The sequence below is a fragment of the Streptomyces sp. NPDC051243 genome (genome assembly GCF_044455405.1).
Classification (GTDB): Bacteria; Actinomycetota; Actinomycetes; order Streptomycetales; family Streptomycetaceae; genus Streptomyces.
Genome location: NZ_JBITES010000007.1, coordinates 93,294 through 111,356, shown reverse-complemented (window position 1 = coordinate 111,356; position 18,063 = coordinate 93,294). Strand labels below are relative to the sequence as shown.

The following is an 18,063-nucleotide window of genomic DNA, read 5'->3' as shown; positions in this document are numbered from 1 at the left end:
CGGTCACTCAGCCGCGGTTGGCGCCCTTCGGGATCCCGTACGCCCGCTCGACGCGCAACCGCAGCACCAGCCGCCCGTCCCGGACCATCGCCGCCCGGAAGTCCTCCCAGTCGGGGTGCTCGCCGAGGACGTCCCGGTAGAGGCGGACGAGTTCGTCGACCGTGGCGTCGTACGGGTCCTTCGCGACCGGCGTGAGGTCGGCCGTGCCCTCGGCCACGACGTAGGCGCTCCGGTCGGGGCTCGTGACGTGGTACGACGCCCTGGGGTCCCGGCGCAGGTTGCGGGTCTTGGCGCGGTCGTCGGTGATCGAGACGCGGATGGTCCGCTCGTCGGGGTAGTAGGCGTGGCTGACGTTCGACAGCTGCGGCCGGCCGTCGCGCTTGAGGGTGACCAGCACCCCGCCGTGCCCCTCGGAGAGCAGTGCAAGCAACGCGTTCTGGGTGGCGTCCTCAGTCATACCTGGATCAACCGTGGCGGCGGGCCGCGCATTCCGGCGTAGACACTGTCTACTCGATCATGGTAGACAGTGTCCATGCCTTTGCGTGCATCCGATACGGGGCTGCGGGCCCGGCTGGTCGACGTCGGCGTGGACCTCGTCGCCCGGGAGGGCGCCCAGGCGCTCACCCTGCGGGAGATCGCCCGCCGGGCAGGCGTCTCGCACGGCGCCCCGCGTCGCCACTTCCCCACCCACCTGGAACTGCTCTCGGCCATCGCGCGCCGCGGCTTCGAGGACCTGGCCCGTCGGGCGGCGGCCGCCGAGGAAGACGACGGCGACGGCGGTGCAGCGGCCGATCCGCGTGCCCGGCTGGGCGCGCTGGGGCGGGCCTACCTGGAGTTCGCGCTCGGCAACCGCGGCATGTACGAGCTGATGTTCCGCCATGACCTGCTGGCGAGCGGGCACTTGGGCCTGCGCGACACCAGCCTTCCCCTCTTCAGCCGTCTGGTGGACCTGGTCGGCCGGGCGCGCCCCGACGCCGACGCCCGGCTCGTCGCGGGCGCGCTGTGGGCCAACCTGCACGGCATCGCCCAGCTGTGGGGCTGGGGCAGCCTCCAACTCGCCACCGGGGCCGACGACTTCGCACCGCTGCTGCGTTCGGCCCTGGACGCCCACCTCGGGCCGCAGGACAGGTGAACCCACGGCTCACCCTCGCCGGGAGCGTCGCCGGGGCCGTGATCGTCGCCTTCGACGGCACCGTGCTGACGGTCGCCCAGCCCACCCTGCGACACGAACTCGGCGCGTCCTTCGAGCAGGTCCAGTGGACCAGTACCGGCTATCTCATCGCGGTGGCCGCCCTGTTGGTGTTCGCCGGGCGGCTCGGCGACCGGTACGGGCACCATCGGATCTTCGGTACGGGCATGCTCGGCTTCGGGGTCGCGTCGGCGGGCGTAGCGCTGGCGCCGGGTATCGGGTGGGTGATCGGGCTGCGGGTCGCGCAGGGCGTGTTCGGGGCGCTGTTGCAGCCGGCCACGCTCGGGATGCTGCGGGCCGCGTTCCCGGCCGACCGGCTGCGGACGCCGATCGCCGTACGGACGGCCGCGATCGGGGTGGCGGCGGCTGCCGGGCCGGTCGTGGGCGGGGCGCTGGTGGCGGGGCCGGGCTGGCGCGTGGTGTTCCTGCTGAACGTCGTGCCCGCCGTCGTCTTCGGCCTGCTCGCCCTCGCCGTACGGCCCCCGCGCGCGGCGTCCCCCGCCCGGCTGGACATCCCCGGCGCCCTCCTTCTCGCGGTGTCCCTGGCCTGTCTGGTCCACGCACTCGTCGGGCGGCCGGGGTGGGTCTGGGCCGCCGCGATCACGACGGTCACCGGCGCCGCTTTCGTCCGGCACGTACGCCGTAGCGCGAGCCCCCTCCTGCCACCGGACGTCATCGAGTCACCGGCGGTGGGTTCGGCGCTCGGCATGCTGGTGGCGGCCTCGGCGGCGCTGTCCGGCAGCCTCTTCGCCGGCACGTTCCTGCTGCAGGGCGCGCTCGCCCTGGCCCCGCTCCGGAGCGCCCTGGTCAGCCTGCCGCTGGCCGCCCTGATGGTGCTCTCGGCGCCCACGTGCGCGGTGCTGCTGCGCCGGGTCGGTGCCCGGCGGACGACCGCGGCCGCGATGGCGGTGCTCGCGCTCGGGATCCTCGTCCTCTCCCGCGCGTCGGCGACACCGGTCCTGTGCCTGGCGTTCGCCCTGGTGGGAGCGGGGTTCGGCACGGTGATGGCGGCGGCGACCCATGTCGTCGTACGGGAGGCCGACGCAGCTTCGGCCGGGGTGGCGGGCGGGCTCCAGCAGACCGCGATGAACGTCGGGCCGGCGCTGGGCGTGGCCGCCGCGACCGCGCTGATGGGAGCGGGCGGTGACCCCGAGCCGGCGCTCGGCGTGCTCGCCGGGCTCGCCCTGGCCGGTGCGGCCCTGGGCCGTCGCCTGCCGGGACCGACCGGCGGGACAATCGACGATCATGGCCAATCGAAGGACCGTACACGTGTTCCTGCGGGACGATGAGGTCAGAGGGCGTTCCCACGGGGTATGCCGGAGCGCACCCTCGTCGTAAGCATGCGGAGGAGAGCGATGGCACTGCTGACACAAGAGGTCGACCCGGGCGAGGTCGGGCTGGACACGAAGGCGCTGGACCGCCTCGACCAGTACTTCGCCCACTACGTCGACGAGGGACGGCTGCCCGGCTTCCTGGTGTCCGTCGCACGCGGTGGACGCGTCGCCCACCTCACCACGCACGGCCGGCGCGACCGCGCGGCCGGGCTGCCCGTCGAGGCGGACACGCTGTGGCGGATCTACTCCATGACCAAGCCGGTCACCTCGGTCGCCGCGCTACTGCTGGTGGAGGAGGGCAAGCTGTCCCTCGACGACCCGGTCGACCGCCATCTGCCCGCGTTCGCCGAGCCCCGGGTGTACGTCAGCGGGTCCGGCTCGGACACCGTGACCCGTCCCGCCGACGGGCCGATAACCGTCCGGCACCTGATGACCCACACCGCCGGACTGACCTTCGCCTTCTACCACACGCACCCCGTGGACGCCCTCTACCGTGACGCCAACCTGGAGGCCGCGGTGCTGCCGGGCTCCGACCTGGCCGAGACGGTCGACGTGTACGCGAGCCTGCCGCTGCAGTTCGAGCCGGGGACGCAGTGGAACTACTCGGTCGCCACCAATGTCCTGGGCCGGGTCATCGAGGTCGTGTCCGGGCAGCCGCTCGACGAGTTCTTCGCGGAGCGGATCTTCGGGCCGCTCGGGATGACCGACGCCGGTTTCTGCGTGAGCGACGAACAGGCGGGCAGGCTGGCGGAGTTGTACGGCGAGACCGAGGGCGGCGGCATCGAGCCGATCCCCGGGCTTCCGTTGCGCGGCAGGCCCCGCTTCCTGTCCGGCAGCGGCGGCATGGCTGCCTGCGCGCACGACGTCCACCGCTTCATGGAGCTGCTGCGCCGCCGCGGCGAACTCGACGGCACCCGCCTGCTGTCCCCCGAGACCGTGGACCTGATGACGTCCAACCAGCTCCCGGGCGGCGCCGACCTGCGCGCCTTCGGCAGCCGTCCCGCCCATGACGAACCGGGCAACGACGGCCTGGGCTTCGGCCTCGGCGTCTCCGTGGTGATCGACCCGGCCCGCACCAAGGCCCCGGCCGGCCTCGGCACCTACGGCTGGAGCGGGGTGGCGACCACGACGTTCTTCGTCGACCCGGGCCGCGACCTGACGGTGCAGTTCATGACGCAGGTGCGGCCGAGGACCTCGCACACGATGTTCCAGGACCTGAAGCGGCTCGTGCACGAGGCCGACACCGGGGCCTGAGCCTTCGCTACTGGTCCACGCGCAGGGTGAACTCCAGTCCCTCCAGCGCGAGTTCGCGCAGCCACTCCTCCGAGCGGGCCGCCGTCTCGGCGGCTCGGTTCAGGCCCGCCGGCAGGGAGCCGTCCAGGATGTGGCGGACGCCGAGCGCTAGGGGGCGGGAGACACAGCGGGCCATCGCGCTCTCCTCCCTGTCCCCCACCAGGTCCAGGAGGTAACTGCCGGACCACGACTGCCCCGCCCCGCCGCGCACGTCCAGCGACACGGCGAGGACGACGCGGTCGCGGTCGGTGTCCGTGGTGGGGTAGGCGGCCGCCAACTCCTCCGCCAGCGCGGCGATCCGCGCGTCGTCGCCGGTCTTCAGCTCCTCGAAGACGGCGTCCCAGGCGCGCAGCCAGCCCTCCAGGCGCAGGGTGCCGCGTACGAAGGTCCGCGGCTTCCAGGCGGGCGGCAGCCCGTACTGCTCGACGAACGGCACGCTGTCGCGGTTCGGGTAGACCTCGAACGTCTCGCCGTCGACGACATGCCGCCGGGTCGCCTCCCAGGGCCGCTCGGCGACGGTCTCGGCGCCGTCCGTCAGGTAACGCGCCGGTGAGCGCAGGGCGCCCAGCACTCCGGCGGGTGCCCAGCTGAACCGGTACCGGAAGCTGTTCGGGATCGCGGGGACCCCGCCGCAGTACGAGGTGAGGCTGTACGAGGCCGCCGTGTCGCCGCCGATGCTCTCCCGGGCGCGACCGACGAGGCAGTGGGCGAAGAGGTGGTCGATGCCCGGGTCCAGGCCGGCCTCGGTGAGGACCACGACCCCGGCCGCGGCAGCCGCGGGCACCTGGTCGAGGACCGCCTCCGACACATAGCTGGAGCAGGCGAAGTGCGCCCGCTGCCGGATGCAGGCCGCCAGGATCCCGGCGTGCTCCGGCGCGGGCAGCATCGATACGACGATGTCGCCGGGCACCAGTTCGGCCGTGAGCGCGGGGAGCGTGTACGCGCGGGGCTCGGCGCGCCCGGTGAGGCCGAGCCGGGCCAGGGCGTCGGCGGCGCGGTCCTCGGTGCGGTGCCACAGCCGTACGCGGTCGGCCGTCTCGCACAGCCGGGTCAGACCACTGCCCGTGGACAGCCCGGCACCCACCCAGTGGACGGTACCGCTCGCGGGAACCCTGCCGGCGTTCTCAGCCATTTCGGATCTCCCCTCCCACGATGCCGAGTTCACGGCAGGCCTGGCGGAACCGGTCGAGGCAGCGCCCCCACGGCCCGCCGGTCTCGAACTCCAGCAGCCGGGGCAGCAGCGCCGACGAGAAGTCGGTGCTGGACTCGCGGGGCAGCAGGGAGGGCAGGTTGTCGATCGCGATCAGATCGAGCGGGGGTTCCTTGCGCAGGCGGCGCACCGGGTCGGTCCACTCGGTGGTGCGGTCGTAGATCGGCAGGACGTTCAGCGGGGAGCCGACGTCGACGGTGACGTCGCAGAGGGTGCGCAGGCGGCGGGCCGGGGCGTCGAGGTCCTCCTCGCGCAGGAAGGGCGGGACGGGGGTGGTGGCGAGGACGGCGTTGACCATCACGTCGTGCGCGAGCAGGGCCGCGCGGTCCAGGTCGCGGGTCTCGGCGAGGTCCCAGGGTGTCGCCTCGACCCCGGCGGTCAGGAACGCGAGGCGGGCGCCCCGGCCGCTGCGGCCCAGAGCTCCTGTCACGAGCGCGGTGAAACCCTCGCCCTGCGCTGCCGGTCGCAGGAGCTGGTCCAGCTCCTCCTTCGACGTGGGGGTGAGCGGCGCGACGAGCTTCCCGCGGTGCTGGAGGACGGCCAGGGCGGCACCCAGGTAGCCGGCCCAGAAGCCGAAGGCGGCGAGTCGGCGGCCGCTGTCGTCGACCAGGTACTCCAGGTCGAGCAGCACTCCTCCCCCGGCCGTGAACCGCCGCAGCAGGTTCTCGGCGCCGGGCTGCTGCTTGTAGGCGTGCCCGAAGTAGATGTGCCGGTGCGTCAGCTCCGCCGGGTCGTCCGGGAGTTCCTTCAGGCCGAGGATCACGGCGTCCGCAGGCGCCGACACCCACGAGCCGGCCGGCGCGATCCGGCAGCCGGCCGCCGCGTACTCCTCGACCGGGAAGATCCGTTGCGGTGACTCCTCGACGGTCAGCGTCACCCCGCTCTCGACGAGCCGGCGCGCGTCGGACGGCACGATCGGGGTGCGTCGCTCGGTGGAACGGACCTCGTGGCGCAGCCACAGGTGGAGATCGGTCATACGCGGTTGGCCTCCGGGCGGGGGGCGTCGGCAGCGAACCGGCCGGCGCTCAAGGGGCTGACGTCCACGAAGGGTACGCGGCCGAGGTACAGGTCGCGGACGACCTCGCCGACGGCCGGTCCCTGCAGAAAGCCATGGCCGGAGAAACCTGTCGCATACAGGAAACGGGACACGGAAGTGGCCTCGCCGATCAGCGCGTTGTGGTCCGGGGTGACCTCGTACAGGCCCGCCCATCCTGCCGTGCGGCGCAGCTCGAGCAGGGCGGGGGCGCGGTGCTCCATGGCCGCGGCCAGACGAGGGATCCAGCGGTCGTGGGTGTCGGTGGCGAAACCGGGCCGCTCGTCGGGGTCGGACATGCCGAGCAGGAGCCCGGGGCCCTCGCCGTGGAAGTAGAGGCTGGTGTTGAAGTCGATGGTCATCGGCAGGTGCTCCGGCAGGTGCTCGACCGGTTCGGTGACCGCGATCTGACGGCGCAGCGGCACCACCGGCAGGTCCACGCCGGCCATCGCGCCGACGGCCCGCGACCAGGCGCCGGCCGCGCAGATCACCGTGTCGGTGGCGATACGGCCGAGGGTCGTCGTGACGGCGGTGATGCGGTCGCCGTGCACTTCGATGCCGGTGACGTCGGTGTGACGTAAGATCCGCGCGCCGTACCGGCGGGCGGCGGACGCGTAGCCGTGGACGACGGATTCGGGGGTGCAGTGGCCGTCGTCCGGCGAGAACGCGGCCGCGAGCAGGCCGTCGGTGGTGATCAGCGGGGAGAGCCGCTGCGCCTCGGCGGGGTCGATCATCCGGCTCGGCACTCCGAGGGAGTTCTGCAGCCGGACGCTGGCCTCGAAACCGGCGACGTCCTCGGGGTTCGAGAGGAGGAACAGATAGCCGACGCGGCGCAGCCCGATGTCGTACCCGGTCTCCTCCTCGAACCTGCCGAACGCCTCCAGACTGCGCGCCCCGAGCTGGATGTTGAGCTCGTCGGAGAACTGCGCCCGCACCCCGCCGGCCGCCTTCGAGGTGGACCCGGAGGCGAGTTCGTCCCGCTCGACGAGGAGGACGTCCCGCACGCCGGCACGGGCGAGGTGGTAGGCGATGCTGGTGCCCATCACGCCGCCTCCGATGACGACGACGCTCGCGTGTGTATGCACAGACCCACCTTCCTGGCCTCGTCGGTGGTGCCGCGCCCCGAAGGGGCGCGGGGCGGTATCGATATGCGGCTCCGCCGCGTGGGCGGGACCAGCCACGACGGAGGCGCAGACGACCGACGGCACTCCTCGGCGCTTTCTCTCGCGACCCCACCGGGCGGAGCGCCTCGTCAGGACAGATGCGCCACCGCATCCAGATGAGGCAGGTGATGGTCGAGCCGCTCCCGCTTCGTACGCAGATACGTGATGTTGTTCTCGCACGGCGGTATCAGCAGCGGAACCTGCTCGGCCACCTTGATGCCGTGCTCCACAAGCGCCTCCCGCTTGCGCGGGTTGTTGGACATCAGCCGGACGGAGTTGACGCCCAGGTCGTGCAGGATCTCCGCGGCCACACCGTAGTCTCGGGCGTCCACCGGCAGGCCGAGCGCGAGGTTGGCCTCGACGGTGTCCAGGCCCTCCGCCTGCAGGGCCATCGCGCGCAGCTTGGCGAGCAGTCCGATGCCGCGGCCCTCGTGGCCCCGCAGGTAGACGACGATGCCGCTGCCTTCGGCGACGACCGCGCGCAGCGCCGAGGCGAGCTGGTCGCCGCACTCGCAGTGCTGGGAACCGAAAGCGTCGCCGGTGAGGCACTCGGAGTGCAGCCGGGTGAGCACGTCCTCCGTGCCGATCTCGCCGTAGACGAGGGCGACTTGCTCGTCACCGCGGTCGTGGTCGAGGTAACCGACCGCGCGGAATTCCCCGTAGACGGTGGGCAGGGGGGCATTCACCACGCGTTCCGCTCCGGAACGCTGCGTCCGCTGTGCGGACTTCTTGCCGAGGACACCAATTTTTTCTGTCATGATTCTTCAGTTCCTAAGCAGAGACGAAAGGCCGGAAAAAGATGAGTGATTCGCAGACGCGGCCGGCGGTCCACTCGCTGGTGCCGGCGGACACCACCGAGGACGTACGGACGCGAGGAGCGGGCGTCTCACGACAGGTCGCGGTCCTTCCCGTCGGGAGCTTCGAGCAGCACGGCCCGTTCCTGCCCCTGGCCACCGACACGCTCGTGGCCTGCGCCATCGCGCGCGAGATCGCCGCAGTGCACCCCGTGCACCTCCTTCCGCCCGTGACGATCTCCTGCTCGCACGAGCACGCGGCCTGGCCGGGGACCGTCAGCATCTCCTCCGTGACCCTTCATGCGGTGATACGGGACATAGCGGCTTCGCTCCGCCGGTCCGGCGTCGACGTCCTGGTGCTGGTCAACGGGCACGGCGGCAACTACGTACTGGGCAATGTCGTTCAGGAGTCCTCCGCGCGCGGCGAACGGATGGCGCTGTTCCCGGCCCCGGAGGACTGGGAGGCGGCACGGGAGCGGGCGCAGGTGGAGACCTCGCTGCTCACCGACATGCACGCGGGGGAAATTGAGACCTCCATCCTTCTGCACACTCATCCCGAATTGATCCGACCCGGTTATGAGACTTCCGATTTCGTGGCGGACGACCGCCGTCATCTCCTGTCCCTCGGTATGTCCGCCTATACCGATTCGGGTGTCATAGGGCGTCCTTCGCTGGGTTCCGCGGAAAAGGGGAAGCGGCTGTTGGCGAGCCTCGCGGATTCCTTCGGCGCGTATGTGTCACTGCTGACCTCCGCGGACGATTCCGTACGGGACACGGGAGACGCAAGGGCGTAGCGGCCGGGTTCCGGGTCCGCCTCGGCGGCGGTCCCGGAACCCGTGTGCAGGCCCAGGTACCAGCGGGCGACGAGGACGAGGGCGCCGGGCAGGGCGGCGACGAAGCTGAGCACGCCGTACACGACGGCGACGGCCAGTCCGGTGTCCGCGCCCAGCCCCGCCGCGGCGAACGCCCAGGCGGTGACGCCCTCGCGGGGGCCGAAGCCGCCGACGTTCAGGGGCAGGCCCATGGCGAGCAGGGCGAGGACGGCGAGCGGCAGCAGGACGGCCACGGACGCCGTGGTGCCCGCGATGTGTGCGGCGAGCACGAACGTCGCGATGTGGCCGGCGAGGACGATGACGGAGGAGACGGCGACACCGGGCCCGTTGCGCCGCGACAGCAGGGCTTCCCGCGCCTCGGTGAGCGTGGTGCGCGCAGCCGTCGGGTTCGACCGGTCACGGCGGGACGGCGCGCGGTTCATCCGCACGGCGGCCACCACGGCGAACGCCCCCACCGCCGCGAACAGCAGGACGGGCGTGAGGTCGCGGGCCTCGTCGAGTACCGGTGACGGCATGGTCAGCAGGACGACGGCGCCGACGGCCGCGAGCACGAGCTGACCGGCCGTCCGCTCCAGTACCACCGCGCGTACGCCGCGCCCCAGATCGCCGGCGCTCTGCCCGTGCCGCACCGCCCGGTGCACATCGCCGAGGACGCCGCCGGGCAGGGCCGCGTTGAGGAACAGGGCGCGGTAGTAGTCGGCGACGGCCGGCCCGAGCGGCAGCCTGATCCGCAGCCCGCGCGCCACCAACTGCCAGCGCCACGCGCTGAACACGGTCGTGACGGCCCCGATCCCGAGCGCCCCGAACAGCGCCGCCGCGTCGATCCGCCGCAGCCCGTCGAGGAAGACGCCGGTACCGAGCCGCCAGAACAGCACCACGAGGATGGCGACGCCGACGACCGTGCCCAGGTGGGTGCGGACGGCGGGGGTGTTGAGGCGGGAGAGAACGGTACGCAGACGGCTACGAGGGGACTGGGGGGTGTCCGCCTCCGGGCGGGGCTCGGTGGCGATGACGCCGATGCGGGACGGGGCCACGGCTTCGGACTTGGGCGCGGGTGCGCCTGCGGGGGCGGCCGGGGCCTTGATCACGGCGGAGGTGTGGGAGACGGGGGCATCCGTACGTACGGGGGCATCCGTAGGCAGGAGGGCGTGCGTAGGCACAGGGGCGTCCATATGTACCGGCGCGTCCGTGCGTGCGCCCGCGCTGTCGGCCACCGCGACGCCCGCGCGGTCCGCTCGCCGGTCCCGCGGCTTGGTGCCCCGCCGCCCGCGGCGTGACCGTGCCACCGTCTCCACGCTCATGACGCTCCGCCCGTCGGCCGGGACAGTGCCAGCAGGTCGCTGTGGTGGACCACGACCCGCAGCTCGCCGGCCTGGCAGGCGGCGAGGCGCTCGCTCAGGTACCGGTCCGCGCGCTCGCGGAGTCCGGGTCGTTGTTCGATCGCCGCGCCGACCCAGCCGCGCAGCCACTGGGCCGTGAGCGCCGACTCGCCGGGACCGAGGCGCCACGGGCTCGGGTGCACCTGGACGGTAGCGCCGTGCTCGGAGAAGGCCTCGGCCGCCGCGGTGACCGCGTCCGGTCCGAGCAGCCCCGAGCGCCGCTGGTGGGCGTTGAACGCCTCGGCGATCTCCGCGTCCAGCGGGTCGGACGGGGTGAGTTCGACGCGGCCGGCGACGGAGAGCGTGAGCAGCGCCGGGCAGCCCGCGCCCGCGCAGGCGGCGGCGAGGGTGTCGACCTCCTCGCGGGTGAGGACGTCGAGCAGTGCGGAGGCCGTCACCAGCGAGGCGCCGTGGAGGGCGTCCGGGGTGAGGCGGCCGATGTCGCCGCGGCGTGTCTCGACCGTGACGCGGCTGCCGTCGGCGGCGGAGCGCGGGGAGGCCACGGCGGCGAAGTGCAGCAGGTACGGGTCGCGGTCGTGCAGGACCCAGTGCTGGGCTCCGTCCAGGTGGGGCGCGAGCCAGCGGCCCATGGAACCGGTGCCGCAGCCCACGTCGTGGATGACCAGGCCGCCGGCCCGTCCCGGCAGGTTGGCGAGCCGGATCCGCAGCGGGTCGAGCAACTCGTGCGGCCGCGCGGCCGCATCGGCGCCCTCACGCAGCTCCAGCCACTCGGGGGCGTACCGGGGCGGGTCGTCGGGCCCGGCGTCCCTCAGCCGTACGGTGGCCCGTTCCCCGGGACGGAAGCCGGGCCCGGCGCCGAGGATCACGGCGTCGGACTCGGACTCGGACTCGGACTCGGACTCGGCGGGTAGGGATACGCCGTTCATGTCACTCCCTGCTGAAACGATCCCGCGCTGCAAGGCCACCTCCCCGTCGGCAACCTCGCTCGGTCCGGGCTGCGCCGGAATCGTCCCCCCGCTCCGTGCCGTCGCTGTCTTCCTCATGCCGCCCTCCGGGGTTCGTTCGGCAGTCGGCCCAGTACCGCGGCCAGGCTGCGGGCCGTGCCGGCCCAGCCGTTCAGGGCGGCCCGGCGTCCCCGGGCCGCCGCCTTGAGCCGGCGTCGTACGTCCGCCTCGCCGAACCAGCCGCGCAGTTCGGCGGCGATCGCGGCAGGGTTCTCCGGCGGGACGAGGATGCCGGGGACGCCGCCGTCGGGAGCCACGCCGACCGCCTCCGGGAGGCCGCCGACGTCCGACGCCAGCACGGGGATCCCGCGCGCGAGGGCCTCCGTCACCGCCATGCCGTACGTCTCGGCGTAGGAGGTGAGCACCATGAGGTCGGCGGCGTTGTAGCTGGCGTCGAGTTCGGCGCCGGCCTGCGGGCCCGCCAGGATCAGCCGGTCCTGGAGGCCGTGCTTCGCTATCAGGGACCGCAACCCGGCCACGTACTCGGGGTCCTGGCTCAGGCCGCCCACGCAGACGCAGCTCCAGGGCAGGTCGGTCACCGCCGCCAGTGCCTCCACCAGCCGGTGCTGTCCCTTGCGCGGGGTCACGGCGGCCACGCACAGCAGCCGCGACACGCCGTCCGTGCCGGAGGCGAGGGGCGCGATGTCGGCGCCGGGGGCCGCGGCATGGACCCGGTCGGGGGCGAGGCCGTGATGGGAGACGAGGCGGCGCACCGCCCAGTCGCTGGTGGCGATGACCGCGGGGACGGCGCGCAGCACCGCGCGCTCCCGGGCGTCCAGTTCCGCGGCGACGGCCGGCTCCAGTCCGGTCTCGTCGCCGAGCGGGAGATGGACGAGAACGGCGAGGCGCAGCCGTTCCGCCTCCGGGACGATGATCTCGGGGACACCGCAGGCGACCAGGCCGTCCAGCAGGACGACGGTGCCGTCCGGGAACTCGCGCAGGGTACGGGCGAGTTCCGCGCGGGCCGCCGCGCCGGGCCTGGGCCAGCTGCCGGCGACCGCGTGCTTGTGCACCTGCCAGCCGAAGCCGGGCAGGTCCAGACTGACCCGCCGGTCATAGGCGTTGCCGCCGCTCGGCGCGGCCGCGTCGTCGACGCCGCCCGGCATGACGAAGTGCACGGAGCTCAGGGACATGGGGATGATCTCGGCGTTCTTCAGGACGGAGTGCTGCACGGGCACATAGCCGAGGGTGACCTGCTCCGACTTACCCGGCCCACCGGACCCAACCGGCTTGCCCGACTCACCCGGGCCACCCGCCGTTTCGGGCTTTTCCACGACGGTGTCGGTCACAGCGCACGCTCGTAACTCGCCCACGCGACATGCGACTCGTGCAGCGTGACGGTGAGCCCCGCGAGCCCCTTGGCGCCCTCGCCCAGCGCGCCCTTCTCGATCCGCTCGGCCAGCCGGTCCGCGATGACCTTGGCCAGGAACTCGGTGGAGGTGTTGATCCCGGCGAAGTCGGGCTCGTTGTCGAGGTTTCTGTAGTTCAGTTCACCTACGACCGCGCCCAGTTCGCGCGTGGCCAGTCCGATGTCGACGACGATGTTGTCGTCGTCCAGCTGCTCGCGCCGGAACGTGGCGTCCACCAGGAACGTCGCTCCATGCAGGCGCTGCGCGGGTCCGAAGACCTCGCCGCGAAAGCTGTGGGCGATCATGATGTGATCGCGGACGGTGATGCTGAACAACGGACGACCCTCCAGGTGCGGTGCGCTCCTCATCCCCGCTGATGGCTGCCGGGGATGTCGTGTAGTACGGCTCTTCGCTTCCCGTTGTTCAGCCCTCTCTCACTCTTTTCTCAGGTCAGGCGCTCTTGTCGTCCCGGATTGAACGAGTCCGTCAAGGCGTGTCCGCGTACCTGACGCGGTGACAGAGGGCCGGGATCTCCCCGGAGGCGAGCTTGGGCATCACGTCGGGCAGCTCCGCGAAAGCGCTCTCCCCGGTGACGAGCGCGTCGAGGGCCGGATCGGCGAGCAGTTCCAGGGCGAGGGCGAGCCGGTCGGCGTAGGTGCGGCTGGCGCGGCGGGCCGGGGAGACGGTGCCGACCTGGCTGCTGCGGATGACCAGGCGCCGGGAGTGGAAGGCCTCGCCGAGGGGGAGGCCGATCTGCCGGTCGCCGTACCAGCTCAGTTCGAGGACGGTGCCCTCGGCGGTGAGCAGTTCCAGGGAGCGGGCCAGGCCCTGCTCGGTGGCGCTGGCGTGGACGACCAGGTCGCACTCGCCGAGCGCCTCCTCGGGCGAGGCGAACTCGACGCCGAGGGCCCCGGCGACCTCGGCCCGGCCCGGATCGGCGTCCACCAACTGGAGCCGTACGCCGGGGAAGCGGGCCAGCAGGGCGGCCACCGAGCAGCCGACCATGCCGCCGCCGACCACCGCGATCCGGTCGCCGACCAGGGGCGCGGCGTCCCACAGGGCGTTGACCGCGGTCTCGACGGTGCCGGCGAGGACGGCCCGGGCGGCGGGCACGGTGTCCGGTACGACGGTGACCGCGCTCGCGGGGACGACGTACCGCGTCTGATGCGGATACAGGCTGAAGACAGTACGGCCGACGAGTGCTGCCGGCCCCTCCTCCACCACCCCGACGCTGAGGTAGCCATACTTCACCGGGGCGGGGAACTCGCCCTCCTGGAACGGGGCTCGCATGGCCGCGTACTGGCTCCGCGGAACGCCGCCGCGGAACACGAGTGTCTCCGTGCCCCGGCTGACCCCGGAGTACAGCGACCGCACCAGCACATCGTCCTCGCCCGGTTCCGGAAGGGCTACCTCCCGGAGCTCTCCCTCACCCGGAGAGCTGAGCCAGAACGCACGTGCGGTGCGGTTCATCGGAAACCTCCTGAACGATCGTGAAGCTGTGCACGTACCGAGGTGTGCACAGGTCGCGCACAGTACGCGGCCTTGATCGACTCTGTCACCTGGCCGGAGGAATGTGCGGTGGCCCTGAACAACACTTACGACGCGAGGCTGGTCCAGCAGGAGACCGCTGTGGGAGCGGGCGTGCAGATCCTGTTGCTGGCCCTGCTCGGTTCGGCGATCGGCCTGGGGCCGGCGGGCTGGCTGACCGGCCTCGTCTTCGCGATCGCGACCTGGGCGCTGCTCGCGACGGCCCTGCACCGTTCCGGGCTCCGCTCGTTCGGGCCGGCCAACCGGGTCACCCTCGGCCGCGCGACGCTGGTCGGTGGCGTCACGGCGCTGGTGGCGGACTCCTTCTTCCAGAGTTCCCCGCCCGTCACGCTCTTCGTCGGTCTCACGGCGGTCGCGCTGATCCTCGACGGCGTCGACGGCAAGGTGGCCCGGCGCACCGGCACGTCGACTCCCCTGGGCGCGCGGTTCGACATGGAGGTCGACGCGTTCCTGATCCTCGTCCTGAGCGTGTACGTCTCGATCTCGCTGGGCCCCTGGGTCCTCCTCATCGGCACCATGCGCTACGCCTTCGTCGCCGCCGCCCGCGTCCGGCCCTGGCTGAACGCCCCGCTCCCGCCGAGCATGGCCCGCAAGACGGTCGCCGCGATGCAGGGAGTGTTCCTGCTGCTGGCCGCGTCCGGCTACCTCCCGTACGCGGCGACGTTCGCGGTCACCGGGGTGGCGCTGGGGGCGCTGGTGTGGTCGTTCGGCCGGGATGTCCTGTGGCTTTACCGGACGTCGCGCACGGCGGAGGTCCGGGTGGTGGAGGTTCGGGAGCTGGTGGCGTCCTGAGGGGTCGGTCGTCGAACGGGAGGCGGTGGTTGCGGTGGGTAGCCCGCGGCGGCCCGTCGCCGTCCAGTGGGGTACACGCCCCTGCGCTTTGGCTGCGGACAGGCAGCTGTCCTCGGAAACGGTCGCTGCTGCGTCACCGCTGGACGTGCACCGTCTCTACCTGCGCGGCAGCACCCCGATCGCCGCAACCGGCACAACCGCCAGCACCAGCCACGGCACAGCCGCCGGCAGGCCGGCGTCCAGGAGCGTTCCGGTCGCCGAGCTGCCGAGCAGGACGATCAGGCCGGAGACCGAGGACAACGCGCCGGTGTACAGGCCGAGTCGGCCCTCCTCGGCGAGGTCGGGGACCCAGGCCCGGGCGACCGGGGCGACCAGCATCTGGCCGAGGGTGAGCAGGACGACGAAGCCGGCCGCGGGCAACAGGCCCGCCGTACCGGTCCAGTCCGCGGGCCGTGCCGCCGCCACGAGCGCGAAGCCCACGGCGATCAGCAGCAGTCCGGCCGCCATGGACCGGCGCAGGGTGAGCCGCTCCCCCACCCACCGGGTGACGGGCAGCTGGGCGATCACCACCAGCAGCGAGGACAGGGCGAACAGCCAGGCCAGTGCCGTCTGGGAGCCGGTGGCGCGCTCCACCTCGTCGGGGAGGGCGAGGTAGAGCTGGTTGTAGGCGAGGAGGTAGGCGCCGTACGCACCGCACAGCGCGAGGAAGCGGCGGTTGCGCAGCATCTTCCCCATGCCGCCGCGGAAGGCGACGCCGCCGCGCCCGGGTATGTGCTGCGGCAGCAGCCACGCGTGCCCGGCGAGGACGAGGACGAAGATGCCGGCGCCGGCCAGGCAGACCGTACGGAAGTCCACCGAGAGCAGCAGCGCGCCCAGCAGCGGGCCGACGAACGCGCCCGCCTGTCCCGCCACGGTGAGCAGCGCGAGGACGTGGGTGCGTGAGCCGCCGCCCGACTCCTCCCACGCCACGGCCTGCCGGGCCACCTCGGACTCCACGGCGGGCGAGAACAGCGCGGCCGCGAAGCCGATCAGCAGCACCGCTCCGATGACCGCCCAGGTCTGCTGTGCGTATCCCAGCCAGGCGAACCCGGCGATCCGCAGCACGCACCCCGTGAGCACGACCGGCCGGATCCCATAGCGGTCGGCCAGCGCCCCGCCCACCACGAACAGCCCCTGCTGGCTGAAGGTCCGCAGCCCCAGCACGAACCCGACCAGCCACCCCGCCATCCCGACGGCCTGCCCCAGGTGCTCGGCGAGGAAGGGCAGGACGGCGAAGAAGCCGACGTTGAAGGCGAGCTGGGTGAAGATGAGGAGGCGGAGGAGGGGGGACAGGCGGGGGCGGGCCGGAGCCGTCCCGCGGAAGCCGAGTATCAGGGGCGCCGTCATCGGGTGGCCACCAACTCCCTTGTGTCGGGTTGCTTGTCGAGTACGGGCGCGGTGGCCTCCGTTTGACGGCTGCGACGCCGACCGCGTCGCACTCCTCCAGCAGCCGTCACCGCCAGCGCACCCAGCAGGGCGAGTACGGCAGCGGGGGCGAGGACCGCCCAGGGTGCGCGCTCGGCGTAGGGCTGGTTCTCGGCGAGGAGCAGGCCCCATTCCGGGGCGGGCGGCTGGGCGCCCAGGCCGAGGAAGGCGAGCGAGGCGAGCGCGAGGGCGATGCCGGGAAGGCGGAGCAGGGCGTGCCGGGTGACGGGCGGGAGGACTGCGGGCAGCAGTTCGTGGCGCAGGAGGTACCGGTCGCCGGCGCCCAGGGCGCGGGTCGCGGTCAGGTGGAGGGCGGCACGCTCCTGCCGGAGCAGCGCGCAGGTGTGGGCCGCGAGGGGCGCCCACGCGACGGCTGCCACGGCGAGCGCGGGTGTGGCGGTTCCGCTGCCGGCGACCGCGGTGACGAGCAGGGCGACGAGGACCGGCGGCAGCGCGGTGACGGTGTCGACGAGCGGGCCGGACAGCCGGGGCAGCAGGCCCAGTGCGACTCCCGTGAGCAGGGTGACGGCGGTGATGGCGAAGGCGAGCAGCAGTGTGTCGAGTGCGCCGTGCGCGACGCGGGCCAGCATGTCCCTGCCGAGGGCGTCGGTGCCGAACGGGTGCGACAGGGAAGGGGCCGTGAGTCGCTCGGCGGTGTCGAGGGCCAGCGGGTCGCGGGGCAGGCCGAGGGCGATGACGGCGGTCAGCAGTCCACCGTATGCAATCGGCAGGAGCCTGGGTGCGGGCGTCGACCGGCGGTGCAGCGTCGGCAGCGCGCCGTCGCGCAGGGCCGGGCCGATCAGCAGGCGGGTGAGGAGGTGGGCCAGTGCGGCGGCGGCCGCGGCGAGCAGGACGAGGGCGAGGGTGCCGGCCTGGAGGACGGGCAGGTCCTGGGCGAGGGCGGCCTGGAGGGTGGTGCGGCCGAGGCCGGGGATGTCGAAGACCTGCTCCACGGTGACCGCTCCGCCGGTGATGCCCACGACGAACAGGGCGGTGTTGGGCAGCAGTCCGGGAAGGCAGCGGCGCAGGGCCTGGCGGGCGACCGTGCGGCCGGGCAGCCCGCGTGCGGTGGCGGCCAGGGCCCAGGGTTCGGCGAAGGCGCCGGGCAGCAGGTCGTCGAGGAGCCGACCGAGGACCGCGCCGGCCGGGAGACCCAGGGCGAGGGCGGGCAGGATCGTCCACCGGGGTCCGTACCAGCCGAGGGCCGGGAGCCAGCCCCACTGCACGCCGACGACGGTGGCGAGCACCGACGCGGTGAGGAACTCGGGCAGTGCGGCGAGGACGGCGGAACCGGTGCCTCCGGCGCGCCGCCCGTCGAGCCGCCGCTGTGCGCCCAGCCAGAGGGTGCGGGCGCAGATGAGGGCGGCGGTGACGGCGGCGACCGCGAGGGCCACCGCCATCAGCAGCAGGGAGACGCCCAGGGCCTGGAGGACGGCGGGCGTGACCTCGCTGCCGGAGATCCACGACCGGCCGGCGTCCCCGCGCCACAGCCCGCCCAGCCAGTCTGCGAGCAGTCGCAACGGGCCGTGGTCCAGGCCCAGTTGGGCGCGGATGTCCGCCAGCACCTCGGGGGTGGGGTCGCGGTCCGCCGAGCGGGCCTTGAGGACGGTGAGCGCCGGGTCGGTGTGCGAGAGCCAGGGCAGTACGCCGATGGCACCCACCAGGGCGGCCGCGATCCCCGCACGCCACAGGAGCGTGACTGCCTGACTCCGCATGG

Annotated in this window: 16 protein-coding genes and 1 pseudogene; 5 read left to right on the top strand and 12 right to left on the bottom strand. The window is 73.1% G+C overall.

What is annotated here, in order from left to right:
• Positions 1-7: 7 nt before the first annotated feature.
• Positions 8-457: a PPOX class F420-dependent oxidoreductase gene (locus tag ACIBAG_RS19120; RefSeq protein ID WP_399106520.1), complete on the bottom strand. Its 450-nt coding sequence runs from the start codon at positions 455-457 to the stop codon at positions 8-10.
• 75 nt (positions 458-532) lie between these two features.
• On the opposite strand from ACIBAG_RS19120, the gene ACIBAG_RS19115 reads away from it, so the two are divergent.
• From ACIBAG_RS19115 to ACIBAG_RS19105, 3 genes are all read left to right on the top strand, one after another.
• Positions 533-1,132, top strand: a complete 600-nt coding sequence (locus ACIBAG_RS19115) for a TetR/AcrR family transcriptional regulator (protein WP_399106518.1) — start codon at positions 533-535, stop codon at positions 1,130-1,132.
• Positions 1,129-2,478: an MFS transporter gene (locus tag ACIBAG_RS19110; protein WP_399106516.1), complete on the top strand. Its 1,350-nt coding sequence runs from the start codon at positions 1,129-1,131 to the stop codon at positions 2,476-2,478. Before ACIBAG_RS19115 ends, ACIBAG_RS19110 begins: the two co-directional genes overlap by 4 nt.
• A 66-nt stretch (positions 2,479-2,544) precedes the next feature.
• Positions 2,545-3,777, top strand: a complete 1,233-nt coding sequence (locus ACIBAG_RS19105; RefSeq protein WP_399106514.1) for a serine hydrolase domain-containing protein — start codon at positions 2,545-2,547, stop codon at positions 3,775-3,777.
• 7 nt (positions 3,778-3,784) lie between these two features.
• Here ACIBAG_RS19105 and ACIBAG_RS19100 read toward each other — a convergent pair whose 3' ends face one another.
• The 4 genes from ACIBAG_RS19100 to ribA all read right to left on the bottom strand — a co-directional run bounded on the left by ACIBAG_RS19100 (position 3,785) and on the right by ribA (position 7,980).
• The gene (locus ACIBAG_RS19100; RefSeq protein WP_399106512.1) at positions 3,785-4,948 is read right to left on the bottom strand and encodes a saccharopine dehydrogenase family protein; all 1,164 of its coding nucleotides are present in this window, start codon (positions 4,946-4,948) and stop codon (positions 3,785-3,787) included.
• Positions 4,941-6,002 carry a saccharopine dehydrogenase gene (locus ACIBAG_RS19095; protein ID WP_399106510.1) on the bottom strand — a complete coding sequence of 354 codons (1,062 nt, stop codon included), beginning with the start codon at positions 6,000-6,002 and terminating at the stop codon, positions 4,941-4,943. The genes ACIBAG_RS19100 and ACIBAG_RS19095 overlap by 8 nt, the downstream gene beginning before the upstream one ends.
• Entirely contained in the window at positions 5,999-7,144 is a 1,146-nt protein-coding gene (locus tag ACIBAG_RS19090) for an NAD(P)/FAD-dependent oxidoreductase (RefSeq protein ID WP_399106508.1), read from the bottom strand. The genes ACIBAG_RS19095 and ACIBAG_RS19090 overlap by 4 nt, the downstream gene beginning before the upstream one ends.
• A gap of 167 nt (positions 7,145-7,311) precedes the next feature.
• Positions 7,312-7,980 carry a GTP cyclohydrolase II gene (gene ribA, locus ACIBAG_RS19085; protein WP_399106506.1) on the bottom strand — a complete coding sequence of 223 codons (669 nt, stop codon included), beginning with the start codon at positions 7,978-7,980 and terminating at the stop codon, positions 7,312-7,314.
• 41 nt (positions 7,981-8,021) lie between these two features.
• Between ribA and ACIBAG_RS19080 the strand changes: the two genes are divergently transcribed.
• The gene (locus tag ACIBAG_RS19080; RefSeq protein ID WP_399106504.1) at positions 8,022-8,810 is read left to right on the top strand and encodes a creatininase family protein; all 789 of its coding nucleotides are present in this window, start codon (positions 8,022-8,024) and stop codon (positions 8,808-8,810) included.
• A gap of 143 nt (positions 8,811-8,953) precedes the next feature.
• Here the strand turns inward: ACIBAG_RS19080 and ACIBAG_RS19075 are convergent.
• The 5 genes and pseudogenes from ACIBAG_RS19075 to ACIBAG_RS19055 all read right to left on the bottom strand — a co-directional run.
• Positions 8,954-10,021: pseudogene (locus ACIBAG_RS19075) on the bottom strand (lysylphosphatidylglycerol synthase transmembrane domain-containing protein); the annotation flags it as partial.
• 125 nt (positions 10,022-10,146) lie between these two features.
• Positions 10,147-11,115, bottom strand: coding sequence for a class I SAM-dependent methyltransferase (locus ACIBAG_RS19070; RefSeq protein ID WP_399106502.1), 969 nt, complete (start codon positions 11,113-11,115; stop codon positions 10,147-10,149).
• A gap of 113 nt (positions 11,116-11,228) precedes the next feature.
• Positions 11,229-12,371 (bottom strand): glycosyltransferase family 4 protein, encoded by a 1,143-nt coding sequence (locus ACIBAG_RS19065; RefSeq protein ID WP_399106958.1) that lies wholly within the window; start codon positions 12,369-12,371, stop codon positions 11,229-11,231.
• A 107-nt stretch (positions 12,372-12,478) separates the two neighbouring features.
• Positions 12,479-12,877, bottom strand: coding sequence for a 6-carboxytetrahydropterin synthase (locus ACIBAG_RS19060; protein ID WP_031475993.1), 399 nt, complete (start codon positions 12,875-12,877; stop codon positions 12,479-12,481).
• A 151-nt stretch (positions 12,878-13,028) separates the two neighbouring features.
• A complete protein-coding gene (locus ACIBAG_RS19055) occupies positions 13,029-14,012 on the bottom strand; it encodes a zinc-binding alcohol dehydrogenase (protein ID WP_399106499.1) in 984 nt (327 codons plus the stop codon).
• 108 nt (positions 14,013-14,120) lie between these two features.
• On the opposite strand from ACIBAG_RS19055, the gene ACIBAG_RS19050 reads away from it, so the two are divergent.
• Complete coding sequence (locus ACIBAG_RS19050) at positions 14,121-14,882, top strand: CDP-alcohol phosphatidyltransferase family protein (RefSeq protein WP_399106957.1); 762 nt, start codon at positions 14,121-14,123, stop codon at positions 14,880-14,882.
• 156 nt (positions 14,883-15,038) lie between these two features.
• Here the strand turns inward: ACIBAG_RS19050 and ACIBAG_RS19045 are convergent, their stop codons facing one another.
• Both ACIBAG_RS19045 and ACIBAG_RS19040 read right to left on the bottom strand, forming a co-directional pair.
• Complete coding sequence (locus ACIBAG_RS19045; RefSeq protein ID WP_399106497.1) at positions 15,039-16,268, bottom strand: MDR family MFS transporter; 1,230 nt, start codon at positions 16,266-16,268, stop codon at positions 15,039-15,041.
• Positions 16,265-18,061: an ABC transporter permease subunit gene (locus ACIBAG_RS19040; RefSeq protein WP_399106495.1), complete on the bottom strand. Its 1,797-nt coding sequence runs from the start codon at positions 18,059-18,061 to the stop codon at positions 16,265-16,267. Before ACIBAG_RS19040 ends, ACIBAG_RS19045 begins: the two co-directional genes overlap by 4 nt.
• Positions 18,062-18,063 lie beyond the last annotated feature (2 nt).

Excerpts from the sequence above, each read along its gene's own strand:
- ACIBAG_RS19115 (WP_399106518.1), top strand. The coding sequence starts at position 533 with ATGCCTTTGCGTGCATCCGATACGGGGCTGCGGGCCCGGCTGGTCGAC.
- ACIBAG_RS19105 (WP_399106514.1), top strand. The coding sequence starts at position 2,545 with ATGGCACTGCTGACACAAGAGGTCGACCCGGGCGAGGTCGGGCTGGAC.
- ACIBAG_RS19120 (WP_399106520.1), bottom strand. The coding sequence starts at position 457 with ATGACTGAGGACGCCACCCAGAACGCGTTGCTTGCACTGCTCTCCGAG.
- ACIBAG_RS19080 (WP_399106504.1), top strand. The coding sequence starts at position 8,022 with ATGAGTGATTCGCAGACGCGGCCGGCGGTCCACTCGCTGGTGCCGGCG.
- ACIBAG_RS19045 (WP_399106497.1), bottom strand. The coding sequence starts at position 16,268 with ATGACGGCGCCCCTGATACTCGGCTTCCGCGGGACGGCTCCGGCCCGC.
- ribA (WP_399106506.1), bottom strand. The coding sequence starts at position 7,980 with ATGACAGAAAAAATTGGTGTCCTCGGCAAGAAGTCCGCACAGCGGACG.
- ACIBAG_RS19095 (WP_399106510.1), bottom strand. The coding sequence starts at position 6,002 with ATGACCGATCTCCACCTGTGGCTGCGCCACGAGGTCCGTTCCACCGAG.
- ACIBAG_RS19100 (WP_399106512.1), bottom strand. The coding sequence starts at position 4,948 with ATGGCTGAGAACGCCGGCAGGGTTCCCGCGAGCGGTACCGTCCACTGG.
- ACIBAG_RS19070 (WP_399106502.1), bottom strand. The coding sequence starts at position 11,115 with ATGAACGGCGTATCCCTACCCGCCGAGTCCGAGTCCGAGTCCGAGTCC.
- ACIBAG_RS19040 (WP_399106495.1), bottom strand. The coding sequence starts at position 18,061 with ATGCGGAGTCAGGCAGTCACGCTCCTGTGGCGTGCGGGGATCGCGGCC.
- ACIBAG_RS19055 (WP_399106499.1), bottom strand. The coding sequence starts at position 14,012 with ATGAACCGCACCGCACGTGCGTTCTGGCTCAGCTCTCCGGGTGAGGGA.